Origin of the sequence: Peptococcus simiae, assembly GCF_046097595.1 — a bacterium.
Taxonomy (GTDB): Bacteria; Bacillota; Peptococcia; order Peptococcales; family Peptococcaceae; genus Peptococcus; species Peptococcus simiae.
Genome location: NZ_JBJUVG010000001.1, coordinates 41,570 through 63,314 on the forward strand (window position 1 = coordinate 41,570; position 21,745 = coordinate 63,314).

Consider the following 21,745-nt stretch of genomic DNA (forward strand, 5'->3'; position numbering starts at 1 on the left):
GTAAAAGGCCCCCTACTTTTGCTATACTATAGAAAGACCGGGCAGGTCAGCCTGCCCCTGCAGCCTAGTCTGCCAACCATCAATCAATTATGCCGACCCGCTCGGCTTAACCCCTTGTCAAGAAGAAACGGAGGAAAGAAATGAGTAAGCTTCAGATGGAGGAGCTGGAGGCCCATGCCGGCGAGATTCGTTCAGATATCCTACGCATGATCGCCCAAGCCGGAAGCGGCCACCCCGGTGGCTCCCTTTCTGCCATCGAATGTCTCACCTACCTGTACTTTTACGCCATGAACATTGACCCCCAGAACCCGGATATGCCTGACAGGGACCGGTTCGTCCTGTCCAAGGGTCACGCCGCTCCGGTCCTCTACGCTACCCTGGCCCACCGGGGCTTCTTCCCGGTGGAGGACCTCATGAGCCTGCGCCAACTGGGCAGCAAGCTCCAGGGCCATCCGGATATGCGCAAGGTCCCCGGCGTGGAAATGTCCACCGGCAGCCTGGGCACCGGCTTTTCAACCGCCATCGGCATGGCCCTGGCCGCCCGCCTGGATGGGTCCGACCGTCGCACCTTTGTCCTTTTAGGTGACGGTGAACTGGACGAAGGCCAGGTCTGGGAAGCCGCCATGGCCGCCAGCCATTACCGGCTGGGCCGGCTCATCGCCTTCGCCGATGTCAACGGCCTCCAAATCGATGGCTTCACCAAAGACGTCATGAACCCCGAACCGGTTGACGCTAAGTTCGCCGCCTTCGGCTGGGATGTCCAAGTGGTCGATGGCCACAACTTCCAGGCCATCCATGACGCCGTCGAAGGCGCCAGCGCCCAAGCCGGCGACCGGCCCCATATGATCGTCCTCCGCACCATCAAGGGCCATGGCATATCCTTCATGGAAAACGAATGCAAGTGGCACGGTACCGCCCCCTCTGAAGAAGAGTTGGCCCGGGCCCTGGAAGAATGCCTGAAAGGGGATAAGTAATGGATAAACAAGCTACCCGCGACGCCTACGGCAAAGCCCTGGCAGACCTGGGCCATATTCGTGAAGACATCGTCGTCCTGGACGCCGACCTGTCCGGGTCCACCAAGACAGCCCTCTTCGCCAAAGACTTCCCCGACCGCTTTTTCAACATGGGCATCGCCGAACAAAACATGATCGGCACCGCCGCCGGCCTGGCCGCCTCCGGCTACACCCCCTTTGCATCCACCTTCGCCGTCTTTGCCTGTGGCCGGGCCTATGACCAAATCCGCAACTCCGTTTGCTACCCCGACCTCCCCGTCAAAGTCTGTGCCAGCCACGCCGGCCTCACCGTCGGTGAAGACGGCGGGTCCCACCAGATGATCGAAGACCTGGCCCTCATGCGGGCCCTGCCCAACATGACCGTCCTCGTCCCGGCAGACGGCCCCGAAACCGCCCAGGCCGTCATCGCCGCCGCCGACCACCCCGGCCCCGTCTACATGCGGCTCGGCCGGCCCAAGGTCCCCGTCATCACCGACACCGCCGACCCCTTTGTCATCGGCAAGGCCGGCGTCCTCCGGGAAGGCATCGACGTCACCCTCGTTGCCTGCGGCATCATGGTCGCCCGGGCCCTGGAAGCCGCCGACCTCCTGGCCGACCGGGGCATCTCCGCCACCGTCCTCAATATGGCCACCATTAAGCCCCTGGATAAGGAAGCCCTCGTCCACTGGGCCGAAACCACCGGTGCCATCGTCACCGCCGAAGAACACAACATCCTAGGCGGCCTGGGCGGCGCCGTTGCCGAAGTCCTCGGCCAAGCCTGCCCCGTCCCCCTCGAAATGGTCGGCATCCAAGACCAATTCGGCCAAAGCGGCACCCCCGATGCCCTCTTGGAAGCCTACGGCCTCACCCCCCAAGCCATCGCCGATGCCGCCGCCCGCGCCATCGACCGCAAAAACTAAACCAGCTACCTGAAAAGGAAAAATCCGACACTTAGCCCCGGTAGACGCAAGCTGCGTCTACCGGGGTTTTTCTATGCCTGCCGGCTGCCCGGCAACAGCCGCTTTTGAAGCCGCAAAATGAGAAAAAGAATATTTATAGATAACGATTAAACTGCTTTATAAGAACTGCAAATCCGCATAAAAAAGAATTCCAGCGTTGCAAAACAGACAAAATGGCACTAATTAGTGGGTTAATAAGGAAAAAAATAAAATATCAATTTAATAGAAAAACTTGACGTCCTCTGGAAGTCCTCTATAATGGGATATGTAAGGGAATGAATAGTGTACATAAACGACCACTTCACTAGGGATTGCTGCTTGCGCGAATCCTTACAATAAGGTCTGCATCGTTCGCCTACAGGGCCTGCTTTTGCAAAAAAATAGAACTGACAAAAGCAGGTATGGTTTTTCTTTTCATGGCTGAGTGCAGATAAGTACATAGATAACTATCCATAGAAGGGGGATGATTCCATTGCGCCACTATGGCCACCACACCTACCTGTCTGCTATCAAGCAAAAGTACCTTTAGTCCGGCCCATAAGCCAAGCACCTTTATAGATTATTTTTAAAGAAAAGAGGAGATTAGATGCAAAGAAAAAAAGGAATGAAGCGAATCATTGCTTCATTGCTCACTGCAGCCATGCTGGCCGGCCTTGCTCCCCTAGATGCCCAGGCCGCCATCCCCGCAGATCCTGAAACTCAAGGCGGTATCGCCACCCGGGCCTTAGAACCGGCTGACTGGTCCATTACCGATAAAAACCAGGACGGTAAAAACTATTGGCCCCTCACCCATAACAACAAGTTGAGAACCATTTCCGGGGTGGCAGAGGGTTTAAAGACACCAACCATTAACTACAATGGTTACTTCACCCGCCCGGATGGCAAGACCGTCCTCCGTTTATCCTACAGGCAGTACCATGCGGCCACGACGGCTGTATGGCATACCATGTTGCTAAAAATTCAAGACGAATTAGCAGGCATGATTGATTTCAACGACCAAGGGACAGGCATCTACTATGGCGTATCAGGGACATCGGGTACAGGCTGGAAGAATGACTCTACAGACTATACAAGCGTCACCCAGTTTGGCAAAGAAGATACCGCAACGGCAGGGTCTAATAATGTTTATTCGGTGAGCCTTGTAGAAAACCACAATAGAGCGACCGCCCGTGCCTCCAATGAAATACCCATTAACTTGGTTTTAAAAGATGGCCTTGACATCTCTAAGCTCAGTCCGAAGAATGAGCAATACTTAGTTCAAATGCGTTTGACGGACTCTGATAAAAAAGACGTCTACACCGACGGAAACCTAGATAATGGCGATAGTCAACAAGCCTATAACTCCTATACCTTTGGTACAACCATTGGGGTAAAGAGTGGATTTGACAAAGGTCTCTTGAGATACCTCGAGCCTTCCAGTCCTCACTACCATAGTTCAAACTCGACTATCCACTACAATATGGAACAGGGCTATGTAGAGGTGCGTCATCATTTTAATAGAGAAGGTTTAGCTGCTGGGCAAAATCCTAATGGGTTTCCTATTGGCTACAGACAAGTTGTAGACAAGTCCTTCTACGATACGTTAAGGCCAGTTGGTAAAGATGGCACCGTCGCCTACATGTATCAAATGCTCTCCAATGGTGCTTTAAACAATGCCTTTAACGACGATGGAACGATTGAAAATCCAAACTTAGTTCAAGCCATCAAGAAAAGCGATCTTAACGACGCAGGAGATGGAACCGGCAGAGCTTTCCTTCAAGTGGTAGCATCCGACTTTAATACAGAAGCCCAGTATAAAGATAAGATTGTGTCTGTAAAGACATCGAATAGGATGAACGACATCTTTTCTGAAAGAACGAATCCCTCTACTATGAACTATGGTCATGGGATTATTATTCGCTACTATGTGGATAAGGAAAAGCTGGCGAATACCTTTGCTGAAGGCAATAACCTGTCCCATTCCGCCTTTTACTCTACCTTTATCTATGACAACTCCAAGGAAGGGACCGACACCTTTGATTTCACCTTAAGTGAAGATCTTGACCTAAAGGCAGGCGACAAGATTCACGTCCGCTTCGATCAGCCGGCTACGGACAAGGGTTGGGTCGTCAATACCGCTGGCCAGTCCAAAGAAAACAAGATGATGATCTATGTAGATGGGCCGGGAAATAAGATGGAGCTTCGGTCTAACTTTAAGGTCGATAGAGGTACAGACCATAGAAATTACACCTACACCGTTCAAGCTGAAGCGCCAATGAAGCTCAAAAAAGGCACCAAACTGACCTTGGCAGTCAACAAGGGTGTAAGAGATTTAAAATCTGCTGAAATATATTTCAACAATAACTCTGTCAATCCGCCTTTAGTCGACCGTACGGCGAAGAAGGTAACAAGCTATGTACCATTAATTCCGGATTGGCAAGATACCCTTTCGGCAGGCACCCTCGTTGCTACCGACTTCAAACCTGAAATCGACGAAATCTTTACTGACGATAACAAAATTGAAGGGTCTACCTACTATATTGGTGCTGAAATAAAAATGGTCGATAAAGACCGAACCCAAAAGTTTGAAGCGAGCAGAGACCAGGAAAAGGTAAAGGTCGGTGGCAAAGAATATGATGGCTACAGATTTACGACGCCTATCTCAACAGCTGAAAACAAATTCATTTTCCCGACCTTGGAAAAAGATACGCCAATCCTATTCACCAATAGAGATATTGAGCATATGGCTCTGGAGTCTAAACCGGAAGTGGTTGAACAAGTCCAAACTAAAGTTTTCTTCCACCACAATAACGGAACCAGAAACAAGGCGGAAGATGTCACCACAAAAATTGTTCCCTTAAACGCCCAGTACCGCTACAACTTTAAGTACAACGCAAAAGAAGAAAAGTTTGACTATACAGCCAATGCTAAATACCAGCCCAACGGTTTCCTGGGTTATAAAAATGGCGAAGAAACCACCGATAACCTTCGTAAGGTGACGGCCTCCCTTGGTGGTCAGGAGATAACCCAACTGGCTGACCATAATGGCCGTGCCCTTACAGGTGATGCCCTTAAATTGCGCCAAATGCCTGTAACTACCGGCGAAGGAGCAGAAGTCACCAAAGAAGGTAAAAAATTCCTCGGCTGGTCCACTAAGAAAAATACCACCCCTGAAGAATTTATGGCCGCTCAAGAATTAACCACTGTTGACCAGTGGAAAAACGCCTCTACCACGGCCTATAAGTTTACCGGTTACTCCCCGGTAGATACCCATAGACCGGTTTACGCCGTATGGGGGGACCTGTCTGTCATCCTTCACCACCCCTCAGGTGATGCTTCTAAAAATATCATCCTTCCGATTACCGAAAAGAACATCGTCAAGGAAGGCACTTCCAGCTACGCTTTAGTCAATGTGCCGGAAGTCTTCTACAGCCATGCTAATAGTTCCAATGTGGCAAATAAAGACTTTGCCTATCGGTATGATAAGGTTAGCGAGACGAGCGATGAGAAAAGGCCTAACACACAGACCCAATTCATCGGCTGGCAGCTCGGTAAAGCAGACGGCAGCCCCAACCTAGACAAGGTTAAAAACGGGGAGCACTTAACCGACTTTTTACCGAAGACCGTAACAGATTCTAAAGAATTCCCGCTGACCCTACTCCAGGATAAGAAAGGGACACCGGAGAACGAAGCGGAAACCGCTTACTTGCCCAACACCTATAAACTGAGAGTAGACGGCAATCTGGATAAAATGGGTAATATCGACCTTTATCCGGTGTATAGAGACTACGCTAAAATCCGTCTCCACAAGCAGTATACGCAACTAGAAAAAGACACTGGGGAATTTGTTTCTTTTACAGATAAGGATAAACAACATGAAGTGAAGTTTGGCCTTCTGTATAGAACTTACGTTACTGATTGGAACGACCCGACGGTTGCAGCTGCGGCCAACTACTACACCATTAACGTCAATGACTTCGGCTTAACAGAAGATACCCTCCTACCGACCTATAATCCTAAAACCACGCCGGAACAGACAGAAACCATTACCTACTATCCGGAAGGGTCGGATACGGCAAAAACTAAGGAAGTTAAATACCATGTCAGTTGGATGCTCCCTGTTTACGACAAATACGGTGAGCGTCTATCCTACGCCGCAGTCGAGGTAAAACCCGGTGAAGAAGACAAGTATAAAAACTTCAGCCAGAAATGGGAAAACCTTTCTGTCAACGTTTATGACCGTTTCCCCAGCCCGGACGATCCTGGGAAACTAGTCGCTAAAGGCCCTCGTGGCCCGGAAGATGATGGTAAGGGCCTGCCGAAAACCCAAACCATCTCCTTTGATAGAGGCAATGAGGTGGATACCTTTACCGCAGCTACTTATAGAGACACCGTCTCCGGCGCAACACCGAAAGGCCACGCTAAAGATAAGTTCCTAGGCTACCAAATTCGGGCATACAATATTAAGACCGATATCACCACCCCTGACCTGGACCCCATCTATGACGGTGATACCAAGTTGGTCATTAACTACAAGAACAAGATGGTCGATAAGGTCACCCTTAAAATTGGTGAATTCGAAACAGAAACGACCAAAAATGAACACGGTACCACTCAAAAAGATACGCCAAAAGACACAGCCAGAACGGTTACCCTTGAGAAACAAGGTGACGGCTCCTGGCAAGTGACCGACACTAAAGGCGCACAGCTAAAGGCGACCCTAGATGGCGATAAGCTAACGGTAGCCGGCTTTAACGGCGCAGAAGGCAGCCAAGACCTGGATGCAGAAGCCAAGCCGACTCAAAAAGTATTCGCACAAAACCATATCATTGCCAGCGGCCTTCACTCTGAATTTGCCGACTTCAAAATCAATCCTTTAACACCGGCCCAGGCTGTGGTGAATGCCCATCAAATTACACGGGATGCAGACTATAACACCCGTATCGAAATGAAAGTACCGAAGCTGGAAGCCGGCCCCTTAAACGAACCCCAGCGGGGCAATGCCAAATACCAGCTGCTCAGACTCATTGAAGATGGTATGACACCGATTGAACAGGCCAATACCTTTGAAGAAGGCGGTAAAACCTATGAAAAAATCGGCGCACCTGCAGAGTACACGGATAAGGAAAGTTTAATCTTTACCATTCCTAAAGCCGATACAGGTGATGAAAATGTTTCTGCTGACATCAAAGACCTCAATGTCCGGGATGAAGAAGCGTCCAAGATTAAAGAAACGGATAAGTTCTACATCCAATCCATTGAGACAGCCAAGCCATCCAGCATTTCTGCGAAACCCATCACCCTTGACCTGACCGGGGCCAATGTAACGGCTAAAGCGGAAGACGACAAGTGGCGCTTCTTTATTGACCTGGTCGCCCAAGACCTCAAATTTACGGACCGGGATGATACCAATATCCAAAAGGTTCACTTCAAAATTGGTGACAGCGTTGAAGAAGTAACCACAGACGAACGCTTTGCAGAACTCTTATCTGCACTGGAAAATGACGGCAACACCAATATGGATAATGTCCGCATCGTTGTCTTTGACAAGTATGGCAATAAGTCCTCTGAGATGCCTGCCTACAATGCTTCTAAAGTCATTGTTGTTGAAGCTGATAGACCTGTTCGGAATATGAAATTCGCTTCTGTAAAAGCACCTCTTGGTGCTATTGCAACAGTTAATGTTTATGACAATCAAGGGCGTCTGGTGGCTAAGGGTGAACAGGAAAATACCACCGATGACTTTGAAAACATCAAGCTCTATATAGTTGACGATGCCGGTGAAATGACAACAGAGCGCTATAAGGCTCAACGGGGTCACCGCTTTGACTATAAAGCCGTTATGAAAGATGATCCCACAGCCTATTCCAACCCCATGTCCTTCACCATTAATTAAGTCTCTAACTTGAAAATTTTATCCACTAAGATAGCAGTAAGTAAAAGAAAGGAGAAACATGAAAAAGAAATTTCTATCCTTTCTCTTGGTTTTGACTATGCTCCTTTCAGTAGTCACTCCGGTAGCGGCCAGCCCCTCTAATGGGGCTGCTGCCGGTACCCTGGAGATAGAGAAAACGGAAACACAAAAGCAAATCATCTTTGATATTACAGGCCATGCAAAAGAACAAGCCTATGACCAGGCGCCACAAAATGGCTTTAAGTTGTTTGGGGCATTTGGTCTAAGAGCCCTCCCTTCAAATCAAAACCTAGACCAGCAAGTGACCATCACCGCCAACCTCAACCTGGTCGGCTTTGCCGGTCAAGACTTTGACTGGGATATCCTAAAAGATAAAATCGGGTCTATGAAGTTGACCCCGAAGCTTATCTATGCTGGGGGGAGAGAGGTCCTTAAGGATTCTTTAACCGAGAATTTTTCTTTAAATAAGCGAACCCTTACTTTTGAGGTCGCAAGAGGAGAAATCGAGGCTGCACAATCAGTAGAGTTGGTTATGAGTCTTTCTGCAGATGCAGGTGATACCATAACGGATAATGTTGACATTAGAGCCTTTGAAACTCAAACAGCTACAAATGGCAATAAGACCATTAATATTACCGTAACTCAAATAGCTAACCCAACTATTTCTACTGCCTATAAAGATCCCTTTGGGCGAGATGTCAGCCCTCTACAATATAATCAGGAGCTTAAGGCAGTAGAAGGAAAGAATTTTAAATGGGTTGTTAATGGGCCTAATGCCCTCGATATGACCATCCCCCTGGAAAATAAGTCCCAGTCGTATAAAAGGGCCTTCGCTGAAGAATATGGGGCTAGACCTCTGAACAAGCCTCAAGGCGCTAAGATCACCATTGATGGTCAAGAAGCCGGCGAATTAAAGGCAGCAGGTGCAACCGAAAGCCAAGTGAAATTCGCCACAGAATATGACGTTATCACTGGCGGGAAAATTACCCTCACCTTCCTGCCAAAAGTTCAGGAAAAGCCTGACCCCAACCTCCCCACCCCGGAAGGTTACTATGAAATCACCTTTAAATCCGGTGAAGGCTACTTCACCAATAAAGACCTTAAAAACGAAAGCAAAACCTATATCGCAAAAGAAGGGTCTACCTGGGAACAATTTAAGGAAAAAGTGCCGGCAGCACCTACAGCCACCCATCCCTTCGGGTCTGCCTTTACCAAGTGGACCGACGCATCTGGTGCAGACTTTGACTTTGCTCAAGCAGCCGGGCCAATCGGCGGTAGTAAAGTCTACACTGCCAACTTTGCCAAGCAAGTCTTGGGCTTTAAAGTTACCCAAGACCCCACCAAGATGACCTACACGGTTGGCAACAAATTTGACCCCGCAGGCATGGAAGTTGAAATCACCTATGCCGATGGCAACCGGGTAAAAATTCCGGCGGATCAATTTGCAGCGAACAACATCGTCATTACCCCGGCCAAGGACATAGCTCTTGATAAGGGTCATAACGGGCAGAGAATTAAAGCCACCCTTAAAGATGGGGCGGGTCAAGATGCCAAAGATCTTGCCGAAGGCTATACCAAGGGTGCACTGACCGTAGAATCTAGCCTGACCGAAGGCGCAGATATTACCCTAACTCAACCCCGCCACGGAGACCAAACCGTTACTGGGACCATGACCCTACCAGCTTCTGCGACAGAGGCACAAAAAGCCGAGTTCAAGTCTCTAGTCGGTAAAGAAGTGACTGTCGGCACCGGTGATGTTAAAGCCGGCTATGGTATTGGGAAGGGCTATGTCACTTCAGTTACTGAAAAAGAAGGCAAGCTAACTGCCCACGTTACCGCTTATATCAACAAGGACTACATTAGCAACCCTGCTAATGAAGAATTGTATGGCGACTTAGCTGAAGACTGGAAAGCCCAAGCTGCTAACGGCAAGCTCCTTGCCGGGCAAGAGATTTTTGCTTATGTTAATGAACTTGGCATCAGCGGAAGCGTGCCCCAAGCAAAAGTTGCCCTTAACCCGGACAACCTCAACACCATCCTGCCCACCGCCGATAAAGTTCTTGAAAACTTCAAAGACAAAAAAGGCGTGGATAAGGATAAGTATGCGACCCTTAAAACAGCAGTTGACAAGGCCTATAATGATTTAGTTGGCAAGGCATCCAAGCCTGAAGACCAAATCAACCAAGCTGCTAAAAAAGCAAATGATCCTAGTGAAGCCAATCAAAAAGAACTTGATGCGGCTTATAAAACCATCAAAAAAGCCATTGAGGCCTTGACTGCCAATAACCTACCTGAAATCGAAGGCCCCGCCAATATGTCCATCATTAAAGGCGACGCCCTCGACTTGGACAAAAAGGTAGTCGTTGACGTAAAGGCAACAGAAAATCAAACCGCAGCTAAAGGCTTTGTCGTCTTAAAAGATGGCGATAACGTCAAAGCACAAACTAGTCCTAAAGTGGATGAAAAAATCGACTTAAAACAAACCAGCGGCAAGTACTATACCGTTAAAGTAACCAATGCCAAGGGCCAAACGGTTGACGCTGAAACCGCAAAAACAACCCCCGGCACCTATACCGTTACCTACACTGTAGAAGACAGCAAGGGCGCTACTGCCAGCCATGACATGACCCTTGTGGTCAAAGATGATGTCATCGAAGTCCCCGGTGAATTCCCGGAAGTCATTCCTGAAGGCTATGTCACCGTCGAATTTAAGTCCGGCGATAATGGCGGTCTCCAAGGGACGACGAAGTTCTTAGTGAAGAAAGATGCTGAGCAAGGTAAAGTCACCGTTCCTACCATCGTACCCAAGGCCGGTTGGGTAAAAGCTGATCCTGCCTGGGCTCCGGTTATTCCTGCAACCTTCGCTGCAAACTTTGCAACCACTGCCCGGTATAAGGCAGATGCTGATATCTCTGAAACACCTAAAGAAGGCTATTCCAAAGTCACCTTTGACGCCTTAGACAAGGGTAAAATTGGCAACGGCAGAACCAAGACCATCTACGTCAACCCGGCCAAAGCAGTTACCCTGAAAGCACCGACTGTTACAGCCAACACTGGCTATACCTTCAAGGCTTGGGATCCGGCTGTAGAAGGTGCTAAGATCTATGATAAAGACCAACTGATTTTAGCCACCTATACTTCAGAGGATCCGATTTCCGATACCGAAAAAGAAGGCTACATCAAAGTCTCCTTTAATGAAGGTAAAAACGGTAGCTTTACCGCTAACCCCCTGAAGAAAGACTTCTGGGTAAAACCGGACACCATTGTTGATCTTAGAGACAAAGCAGAAGCCCTTGGCGTAAAAGCCAATGCCGGCTACCGGTTCACCCAATGGGATAAGAGTTTAATTGTCAACTATCCGGCTAATACCGAAGCCCAAACCATTACCGCCCAATACGAACTAGACTCTGACTTCTCCGATAAGGAAAAGGCCGGCTACACCAAGATTACCTTCGCTGCAGGCGATCACGGGCAATTCGTAAACGGCGCTAAAACAGAACTTTGGGTCAACCCGGCTAAAGAATTAACCCTGCCGGTACCCGCTGTTATTCCAAATGCTGGCTACAGCCATACCGGCTGGAAAGATACCAATGGTACAGTGGATTTAACCCAAGCCAAGAAATACACTGCTGAAACCACCATTACCGCCACCTACGACTCCGATATTTCTGAAGAGAAAAAAGATAGCTATGTAAAAGTAACCTTTAATGCAGGTAAGAGCGGCAGTTTTGCTCAAGATGCCAAGACCGTCTTCTATGTGAACCCCAACAAAGAAGTCAACTTAAGCGAAAAAGCCCCGACGCCTGTAGCCAACAAAGGCCACGCATTTACCAGATGGGATAAACCCCTCGTTGATACGTTTAAAACAGAAACCACCATCACCGCCCTCTATGTATCTGAAGGTGATATTAAGACCGAAGAAACCGAAGGCTTTACCAAGGTAACTTTCGACAAGGGCGACCATGGTGAATTCGTTAAGGATGCGACCACTGTTTACTGGGTCAACCCGGATAAAGAGCTGGTCTTACCGGCACCGAGCATTGTAGCGGCTAAAGGCTACACCCACACCGGTTGGGACCCGGCCTTAACCCCGGCTAAGAAATACACCCAAGAAACAACCGTTAAGGCCACCTACCAAGCTGATACCTCTGATACTCAGGTCGAAGGCTTCAATAAAGTCACCTTTGAAACCAATGAAGCAGACGGTACCTTTGCTGGTAACACAACCACCAAAGATGTTTGGGTTAAGCCCGACACCATCGTGGACCTGACTGACAAGGCACCAACCGTTACCGCAAAAGAAGGTAAAACCCATACAGGTTGGGACAGAGAATTGGTTGGCACTTTTGCTAATGAAAGCAAAATCAAAGCCACCTACGCCTCTGATATCTCCGACAAACCTGTCGCCGGCTGGACCGAAATTACCTTCAACCAAGGCGACCACGGGAAGTTTGCAGACGGTGCTAAGAACGTCCTCTGGGTCAACCCCAAGAAGGCTGTTAAACTCAGTGAAAAAGCACCGGAAGTCGTAGCAGACACCAACTATTCCTTCGTAGAATGGAAAGATGGCCAAAATAAAGCGGATTTAGAAACAGCTACAACTTATACAGAAGCTAAAAGCTTTACCGCAACCTACGAATCCGACTTCTCTGATCAAGCAAAAGATGGTTTCGTACAAATCACCTTTAAACCGGGTGAAAACGGTCAATTCGCTCAAGGTGCTAAAACCACGACCTACGTCAGAAAAGACAAGGCCGTTGACCTCACCGAAAAAGCCCCGAAAGTTATCCCGAACCAAAACTTTGGTCATACTGGCTGGAAACCTGAGTTAAAGGGAACCTTCGATAAGGCAACAGTAATTGAAGCTCAATATGTAGCAGGGACCTTCGACATCAACAGCCTTAAGGAAATAACCGTCCTTGGTCCTACCAAGATGGCTTATGCTGAAGGCGAGAAAATTAATCTTGCTGGTTTAAAAATCATCGCTAAAGATGGAACGGGTATCCAAGAAGAATACGATGGTGCAGATGCGATTGCTGGAGCAGGCTTTACAATTAATCCTGCTAAAGAAACGGCATTAACCATTGCTGACCATAACGACCAACCTATTACTGTCAGTAAGGGTAATGTAAACGGTAGTACCGTCACCACCCTATCTGTTTCTAAAAACCAATCGGCAGAACCGAAAGACGTTCTTGCTAGAAACTTAGGAGAAAATCCGCAAAAAACCACGGTGACAGGTAAAGCACCAGCGGGGTCGACCATTAAAGTCACAGACCTTGACGGTAAAGACTTAACAGGTGGAAAAACCATCACCGTTCCACAAAATGGAGAATTTACAGTCGAACTTGACAAGAAATACGACGTCGGTACGCCTGTAAAAGTTACTTCCACAGAAGCAGGTAAAACGGAATCCGGTCCTATCGTCAAACAAGTCTTTGATGACGTGAATGAAGACGGCAAAGACGACAAAGACCAAAAATCACAACAACCGACGGACGTTAAAGCCATGAACCAAAACAAAGTGGTTGATGGTCAAGTAACGACAGAAGAAGAGGACAAGACAACCGTTACAGGTAAAGCTAAACCTGGTGCCACGATTAAGATTACCAATGCCCAAGGTGAGGACATTACTGGTAACCAAACGATCATTGCAGATGCACAAAATGGGTCGTTCACGGTAAAAGTGGATAAGCAAAATCCAAACGACATCATTAAGGTAACTGCAAAAGATACGGATAAGGCATTAACTTCTGACCCTGTTGAAGCAAAAGTCTTCCGTGATGCCGATAACGACGGCAATGAAGACGGCAAACGTGTCACCACCCGTCCGTCAGCATTGGCTAGAAATATTGGCACTGGCACGAATACACCCAAAACACCGGCAACCTTCACAACAGTCGAAGGGGATACGGAAAAAGGTGCAACAGTCACCATTAGCTATGAGTTCAACGGACAAGCTAAAACAAAAACCGTAAAAGCAGAAACCGAAGGCACAAACGGTCTTTACACCTACAAAGCAGAATTAGATGACCTACTTCCTGCTGGTACAAAAGTAACCGTGAAAGCCGCCATCGTCGGTAAATCTGACTCTCCGTCAACAGAGGCCTATGTCTTTGACGATAGAAACGACGACAAGACCGACGACAAGGTAGGTCAATTTGACCCTGCAACCATCTCTGCTTTACAAGTCTTAGGACCGAAAAAAGCCGGCTATACCGAAGGGGATACATTAGATCTCACAGGCTTAGAAGTCATCGCGACAGACGCCCAAGGCGTAAGCAAAACCTTTACCCTTGACGGCACAAGCCTTAAGGCAAAAGATAATACAACCCTTGACGGCATTACCATTAAAGTTGGTGAAACGACCGTTGACCTTGCCAATCTACCTGCATTGACGAACAAAGATCATAACGGCAAACCGATCACAGTCACTAAAGGCAATGTTACTGCAGACTCTGCCGTTCAACTGACCGTAGCAAAGCTTAACGCAACCGACAGACCTTCTGCGCTTGCATCAAACAAAGGCGAAAAGCCAACATTCACCACCATCACCGGTGAAGGCGAAGTTGGCGCAACAGTTATTGCAAAAGTAGATGGAACAGAAGTTGGTAGAGCAACGGTTGAAGCGAACGGTAAATATACCATTGAAGCTAAGCAAGCAGAGAAACCCTTAAAAGACGGCACCAAAGTCAGCGTCACCGCTAAAAAAGCACCAAAGGGTGAATCCGCTGTCCAAGAAACCATTGTCTTTACAGACAAAGACGGCAACGGCCAACCCGACTCCTCCCAAGCCTTTGACAAAAACAACGTTAAAGCTATGGAAGTCGTGGCATCGCCGAATCAAATGGTTTATGCCAATGGCGATAACTTAAAGTTAGCAGGCATGAAAGTTCTCTTAACTGATGGCAACGACAATAAGATGATTGTTGAATTTAGCCAGTTTGCTGAATACGGCATCAAGGTTGAACCAGTAGATAATGCAGAACTTTCCTCTAAAGATAAAGCGGATGGCGGTCATAATGGCTTAAAGATTAAGGCGACCAAAACCTTCAATAAAGATAACCAACAAGTAAAACTTGAAGGCGAAACGCCGACAGCCTTAACCGTAAACAAAGACCGTACCGCTCAACCGACAGACGTTACCGCAGCCAATATTGGCGAAGAAACAAAGACAAAAGTCCGTTTCAAAGCACCAACGGGTGCCACCATCAAGATTACTAAAGATGGAGCAACTGGCAACCTAATTGAAGGAACACCTGTAGCAGGTGATGGGGATAACGCCGGTTATCTGGTTGCAACCCTTTCAGAAAAACTTCCGGAAGGTACAAAGATTCAAATTACCGCAGCAGAAACCGGTAAAACGGAATCTGCACCTCAAGAAGCTACAGTTATTCGCGACAAAGATGGCAATTGGAAACCTGACACCAGTGCTAAACTGACCAAACCTGAAATTTCTCCCGTTAGGGAAAATGACGAAAAGGTCATTGTCGACGCACCTAATGCTGAAGACAAAATTCAAACCATCGAAGTCGCCGACCAAGCTGGCAACACAGTTACACTCGTTAAAGATACGACTGATGCGACCGGCAAGACATGGAAGGTTGGTGGTAGTGATCCAGAAGTGAAAATTAAGGCAAATTCTGATGGTAAATTAGAAATTCCCGTCAAAGGTAAACTGCCTTTAAATGACAGAGACACAATCAAAGTTACTTTTAAAGATGGTGAAAAGCCAACACCGAACGAAGTCTTTGATAAAGTGTCCGTTCAAAAGGCATCACAAAAACCGACCGTAGAGCCTGTATACTCTGGTGACAAGAATGTGAAGGTCGCAGATCCGACCATCGCAGACCCGACCGCTAAAACCATTAAGGTCAAAGTGAACGATAACGACTCCCTCGTTATCAAAAAACAAGACGACGGTAGTTGGAAGATTGAAAGCAAACCAGATGCCAAAGTTGAAGTCAAAGATGGCAAAGTCATCGTTCCCCTCGATCCATCGGCGAAGAAGGACGATACTATTAAGGTTTCGACCATCAACGATTCCAAAGTTGAATCACCAGCTGAGACGGTCACTGTAGTGGATAAACAACCTTCTACTAAACCTTCGGTTAATCCAGTAAAATCTGGTGATACGACAGTCGGTGGTACAGCAGGTCCTGGTGCAGATATCGTTGTTGAAGTCACATCAAAAGATGGCGGCGAACCAAAGAAAATTGTAGGTAAAGCAGATGGAGAAGGTAATTTCAAAGTATCGACAGACAAGCTAAACGATGGAGATACAATTGTCGTAAAAGCAACTGAACCTGGTAAGTCTGAAACAGTATCAGATACAGTTACGGTTGGCGTAGATACCACGGCTCTCGATAAAGCCATCCAAGACGGTAAGGATAGCCTTGACACAGAAAAGGGCGGCCGCAATGACGGTACTCCTGCTGATAAGGCCTTAGAAGAAGCGATTAAGGAAGGCGAACAGGTTAAAACCCAAGACCCTGCCGCCAGCCAAGATGAAGTCGATAAGGCTAAGGATAAGATTGAAAAGGCTATCGAAGAGAAAAAGAAAATGGATGCAGCTTTAGATGAACTCGAAAAAGCTAAAAATGAGCTTGATCAAACAATCAATGATGCTAAGGAAGATAAAAAGCCTAAGGATGAAATTAAAAAAGGCGAAAAAGCAAGTGAGGACGCTGGAACCGTCATTGATAGTAAAGGCAAAGATAAAACTGCGGATCAGGTGAAAGAGTTAGTCGAAAAAACGAAAGAAGCTAATCGTCTTCTAGGGTTGCCAGCTATTCAGATTACAGTAGATAGTGCGATATATGACAGTAAGGATATTATCTTTACGACTAATCCTGGTCGCTGTAACGTGGTTGTAACGATTACTCGCAATGACTTAACACAAGAAAGTTACGAAACAACAACTGGTGCAGGTGGAACAGGATCTATTAGTTTGGATAAACCTTTAGAATTCGGGGATGCTATAAAGATTAGTGCTACAAGAGTTACTGATTCAAGACCTACGCCGGATTATATAGATAACTCAACGTTAGCTATAGTTTAAGGGATTCCTAGATTTTTAAATTATACCCTAGGGCGAGATCACCTCGCCTTAGAGGTATTTTTAAGGAGGGCATATGGGAAAGAGAATTTTAAGTGTTCTATTGGCAATAACTATGCTTTTAAGCATGGTGCCTATGGATTTAGCATATGCAAAAGATGAGAGAAAACTAGATGTAATACCCATTAGCGCCAATGAATATATGATAAAGCTACCGGGTGTAGACTATACTATGGCGAGACAAAATCCACCTAAAGTTCCTAAAATGAATCCAGAGGATAACCCAGATGCATTTTGGCTCAGAGATATAAAGGTTGATATTTCTGATTTGGTGCTAGAGGCCACTGGGGTGGAAGAAGTTACTGTCACCGTAGTAGCAAAACTAATGGATTATAATAAGGAATATAAAGTTCAGAAAAAGGACTTTATTAATGGTGGTAAAGCGTTTGAAGCTCCGGTGCCAGATGATGAGTACTTCCCGGCAATTTTAGTTAAGTTCGATGATGGCAGAGATTCAAGATATATAGTTGAAGCAAAAAGTAAACCAACCAACACAGTGAATATTAATATTGACTTTTTAGGTCACACTGGTGTGCGTACTGAGTGGCACGGTAATACTGAAAAACCTGACGCCATGGCTAAATATATTGGTACATCAAACAGATTTGTAGAGTTTAATTTACCAAAACAAGATCAAAACAGTATACTACGGATGGGAAAACAATGGTTATGGAAAGATCATCCAAATCCTGTCTATTTAAATAATGTTTCAGAGGATATCATTAGGTGTAACGACTCTAGGACAGCTGCGGCTATCCACTTAGAAATTCAGGATGCGTTGCAAGGTCAACTAGCAAATTCAAGCTACTATTACCAAATTACAGGGAATTCCCTTAAGGGTTTCCATGCAACTATGCGTGAAAAAAATACCGTTACCTTTGATAAGGGCAAGGGTGAATGGAAAAACTCGGCGCCTGCCCCACAAGCCGCCGCCAACGGTTTAAAACTATCTGAATCCTTTATGGATGCACCGGATACGATTGGACCTGTAACGATTCCTGACGGCACAAAAGCTCTGACACCGCCGGCTGCTGAAACCGGTCAACCAGCTAATGAATTTAAGGGTTGGTCTGATACAGAAGATGGCAATGTGGTTGATATGGATACCTATGTCGTTAAAGGTGACACAACTTTCTACGCCATTTATGGACCAGAAGCGCAAGGCTATGCCAATGTTACATTCTGGGATAAGACGAACAACAAGGAAATCACTGATCCCACCTTACGTCTGGATGACGCTGCTAAGTATGCCAATCAAATTTCCGGCACCAAGGATAGCGTCATCGATATGACGCCTTTCACTACGGAGGAGGGCTATAAGGCACCAAGATTTGTAGGTTACACCTATACAAATCCTGAAGTTTCCGGGCAAGTTGGTCAAGATCAAAAGTATCACTATACAGATCCGGCCACCGCGACCTTGAAGCTAAACTACACGGCTCTTCCTGATATTGTTCCCGGGGATAAAGCTCAACCGGACGGTTATGTCAAAGTAACCTTCCACAGCGATAAGGAAACCGAAAAACGCGGTCAATTATACACGACGGACGAAAAGGCACTCGTTGATGAAATCGTTTATTACGTCAATCCTTATAAGGGCATTAAGCTGAATGATGCAAACCTGGTGGCCAATATTAAAGCTAAGGATGGCTATAATGTGAACACCACACAACAATGGAATGACGCAAATAACACCTTAGATAGCTTGGAAGTGCCGATTTCAGATGCTCAAAAATTCTATGACCTCTATGCCCAATACACCGAAACCACAGCCAATAAGTTCAAAGATAAACTAAAGGCTGAACCTATTAGGGTTTGGAAGGGCGAGGACATTACTTGGAAGAAGGGCGTTGCTCTTAAAACAGCAAACGCTGACCTGCAGGCAATTTTAGATGCGGATGCGACAAAAGTTACCGATTTAGGGACCGATGGTACTGTTGACGCTCCAAAAGCAGAAAGAACTGCTGCAGCTGCCAACTTACCGAACGGCACCAAGGGCAACTTAAAAGTCACCTTTGAAGATGGCTCCTATGTTGTCGTTAAAGATCAGGTTCTTTATGTTGCAGAACATAAATACGATAAGGACAAAGACAAGGATAAGTTCACTGAAGGAAACCTGCCTGCCGACAAACTGACCGTTAACTTTGTTATCGGGGAAGGTGTTACCGGTACCGGAAAAACCTTCTATATCAAACCGAATACCAATCTTGATAAAGATGCTGACCTTCCGGCCATCACAGCTAAAACAGATTACAAGGACGCCAAGTGGTATAAGGGCGATGCAAACTCTACAACAGAAGCACAAGATGCTGACTATACCGGCATTGCTGAATCTGTCACCTTTACCGCTAAGGCCACCCTTAAAGGTAACGGGACCGCTAAATTGGCTTACGCCGATGAGCAAGGTCAGACATTAGAACCTGCAACGAATAAAACTCTTCAAATTAAGGGTCAAAACTATGCACCTGAGCTTAGCGGCAAAGACGGCACAGAGATTACCTTTACCAGAGACCAAGCCCCGAAACTCTTGGGCTATGAACTGGTTGAAGGGAATGAGGCGGTAACCATTACTCCTGCTAAGTACCAAGAAGGTCAGGAAGCCACCATCACCCTGAAGTACAAAAAACTGGATGATGTGATTCCGGCAGACCCTGATAAAGGTGGTAAAGATCAACCGGAAGGCTATGTAGCCGTTAACTTCAAAGATGCTAAGGGTGCTAAAGTAGCTGGTAAAGACGCAGATGTCACCTTCTATGTCAACCCGCAAGCTGAAGTTAAAGTCGTTGAAGGCGATACGGCTACCTTAGTTGGCAAAGACGACAAGGTCCAAAATGTGCCGGCTGTCACTGCTGACGAAGGCTACAAGGTGGTTACCACCGGTGATAAAAAATGGCCTTACGATAACCATGACAAAGTTGGCGAACCGATTACCACACCGACTGACTTTACAGCCAATGTAGCTGTCCGTGGCAATGGTACCGCAACTCTGGCCTACCAAGACGTTGCCGGTAATGCAATTGATCCGACAACAGATGCCCTGAAGATTGACAAGGAAAATTACAACCCGACCTTAACCGGCAAGCACAATACGGCACTGCCGACTTATACGGAAGCCAACGCACCGAAAATTCGTGGCTATAAGTTTATCAGCCAGGAACCGACTGACGGCAAATATAACGAAGATACTCCGGCCACCATCACCCTGAAATACGAAAAGCGGGATGATATCATTCCGGCTAAGCCCGGTGAAGAAAAGCCGGATGGTTATGTCACCGTGACCTTCCAAGACGTTGCCGGTGCCAAGGTGGACGATAAAGACGCTAACGTCTCCTACTATGTCAACCCCAAAGCAGAGAAAAAGGCCCTTATTGAATTAAATGGCGATAAGTACCAAATCAAGGGTACCAAAGCCGATAAGAGCGAATTCACTGCTGACGTGCCGAAAGTCACTGCTGACGACAAGTACGAAGTTAAGTATACCGATGCTGATAAAAAATGGCCTTACAACAATGCTGACAAGCTAAATAAGGCGATTGAAGGCGACGTGACCTTTACCGCTCAAGTCGTTAAAATCGGCGAACCGACGGTTACCTATCCGGATGTGGATATCGAAAAGGGTAAAACCCAAGAAATCACCCCGGATGCCAAGGATAAACATGGCAACCCTGTTCCTGCTGATAAAATCGGCAAGGTAGAAGTTACGGAAAAACCGGATGGTGTCACCGTCACCCCGGCTGACAAGGGTGGTAAAATTACCGTTGATGTTCCGAAAGACTATAATGGTCCTTCTGAATTCACCATTAAGGTAAAAGTTGACCTGGATGGTACCCCGGTCACCTCTGAAATTAAGGTTAAAGTCAAACAACCGAGAACCCCCGGTGGCGGTGGCGGGACCATCGTTATCCCCTCTAAGCCTGACGTTAAACCCGATGAAGGTGACCTGAACAAAGATGACCACTACCAATACCTGATCGGTTATCCCGATGGGACCTTTGGTCCCAACCGCGGCATGACCCGGGCAGAAGTGGCCACCATGTTCACCCGTCTTCTGAAAGACCGCCCGGTTAAAGGCGAAAGCTACACCAGCAACTTCACCGACGTCAACGCCGGTGACTGGTATGCCAATACCGTTGGCTATGCCGTCCAAAAGGGCATCGTCTCCGGTTACCCGGATGGGTCTTTCAAACCCAACCAGCCCATCACCCGGGCAGAATTCTCCGCCATTGCAGCCCGCTTTGCCGGCCTAACCGATGAAAAAGACCTCACCTTCACCGACTTAGACGCCAGCCACTGGGGCTACAAGGCCATCCGCCTGGCAGCCAGCCATGGGTGGATCTCCGGTTACCCGGATAACACCTTCCGGCCGGCACAAGCCATCACCCGGGCAGAAGTGACCTCCATCACCAACCGCATGCTCAACCGCTACGCCGACCTGGCTTGGATTGACGCACACGATGCAGATGTCATCCACTTCAGCGACGTCGCCCGCAGCGATTGGTTCTTTGAACCGGTCATGGAAGCCACCATGGGTCATGACTTTACCCGTGCTGACGGCGAAAAAGACGAACACTGGACCGGTTTAAACGGTAAATCCTTTATCTAAGGCCTAGGCCCTAAAGGAAACCCTTAGACCTGACCAGCTGGTCAAATAAAAAAGCAACCGCTTGCGAAATGCGCAGGCGGTTGCTTTTTTCTATGTCAATAGTTGGGTTATTAATATCCCCTCTATACAAAAAGTGAAGTCATCCCTAACCGCCTCAAGCAGATTGAGGTGGTTTTTCAT

4 protein-coding genes and 1 pseudogene are annotated in these 21,745 nt (G+C 47.2%); all 5 read left to right on the forward strand.

Translation table 11 applies throughout. The features are described from left to right. Positions 1-134 precede the first annotated feature (134 nt). Positions 135-974: pseudogene (locus ACKQTC_RS00115) on the forward strand (transketolase); the annotation flags it as partial. Beyond that, positions 974-1,912 carry a transketolase family protein gene (locus ACKQTC_RS00120; RefSeq protein ID WP_408976421.1) on the forward strand — a complete coding sequence of 313 codons (939 nt, stop codon included), beginning with the start codon at positions 974-976 and terminating at the stop codon, positions 1,910-1,912. The pseudogene ACKQTC_RS00115 and the gene ACKQTC_RS00120, both read left to right, overlap by 1 nt. Before the next feature lie 625 nt (positions 1,913-2,537). After that, positions 2,538-7,826 carry a hypothetical protein gene (locus ACKQTC_RS00125; RefSeq protein WP_408976422.1) on the forward strand — a complete coding sequence of 1,763 codons (5,289 nt, stop codon included), beginning with the start codon at positions 2,538-2,540 and terminating at the stop codon, positions 7,824-7,826. 58 nt (positions 7,827-7,884) lie between these two features. Then, positions 7,885-16,905 carry an Ig-like domain-containing protein gene (locus tag ACKQTC_RS00130; protein ID WP_408976423.1) on the forward strand — a complete coding sequence of 3,007 codons (9,021 nt, stop codon included), beginning with the start codon at positions 7,885-7,887 and terminating at the stop codon, positions 16,903-16,905. Between the two features lie 910 nt (positions 16,906-17,815). Further along, entirely contained in the window at positions 17,816-21,565 is a 3,750-nt protein-coding gene (locus ACKQTC_RS00135) for an S-layer homology domain-containing protein (RefSeq protein ID WP_408976424.1), read from the forward strand. Positions 21,566-21,745 lie beyond the last annotated feature (180 nt).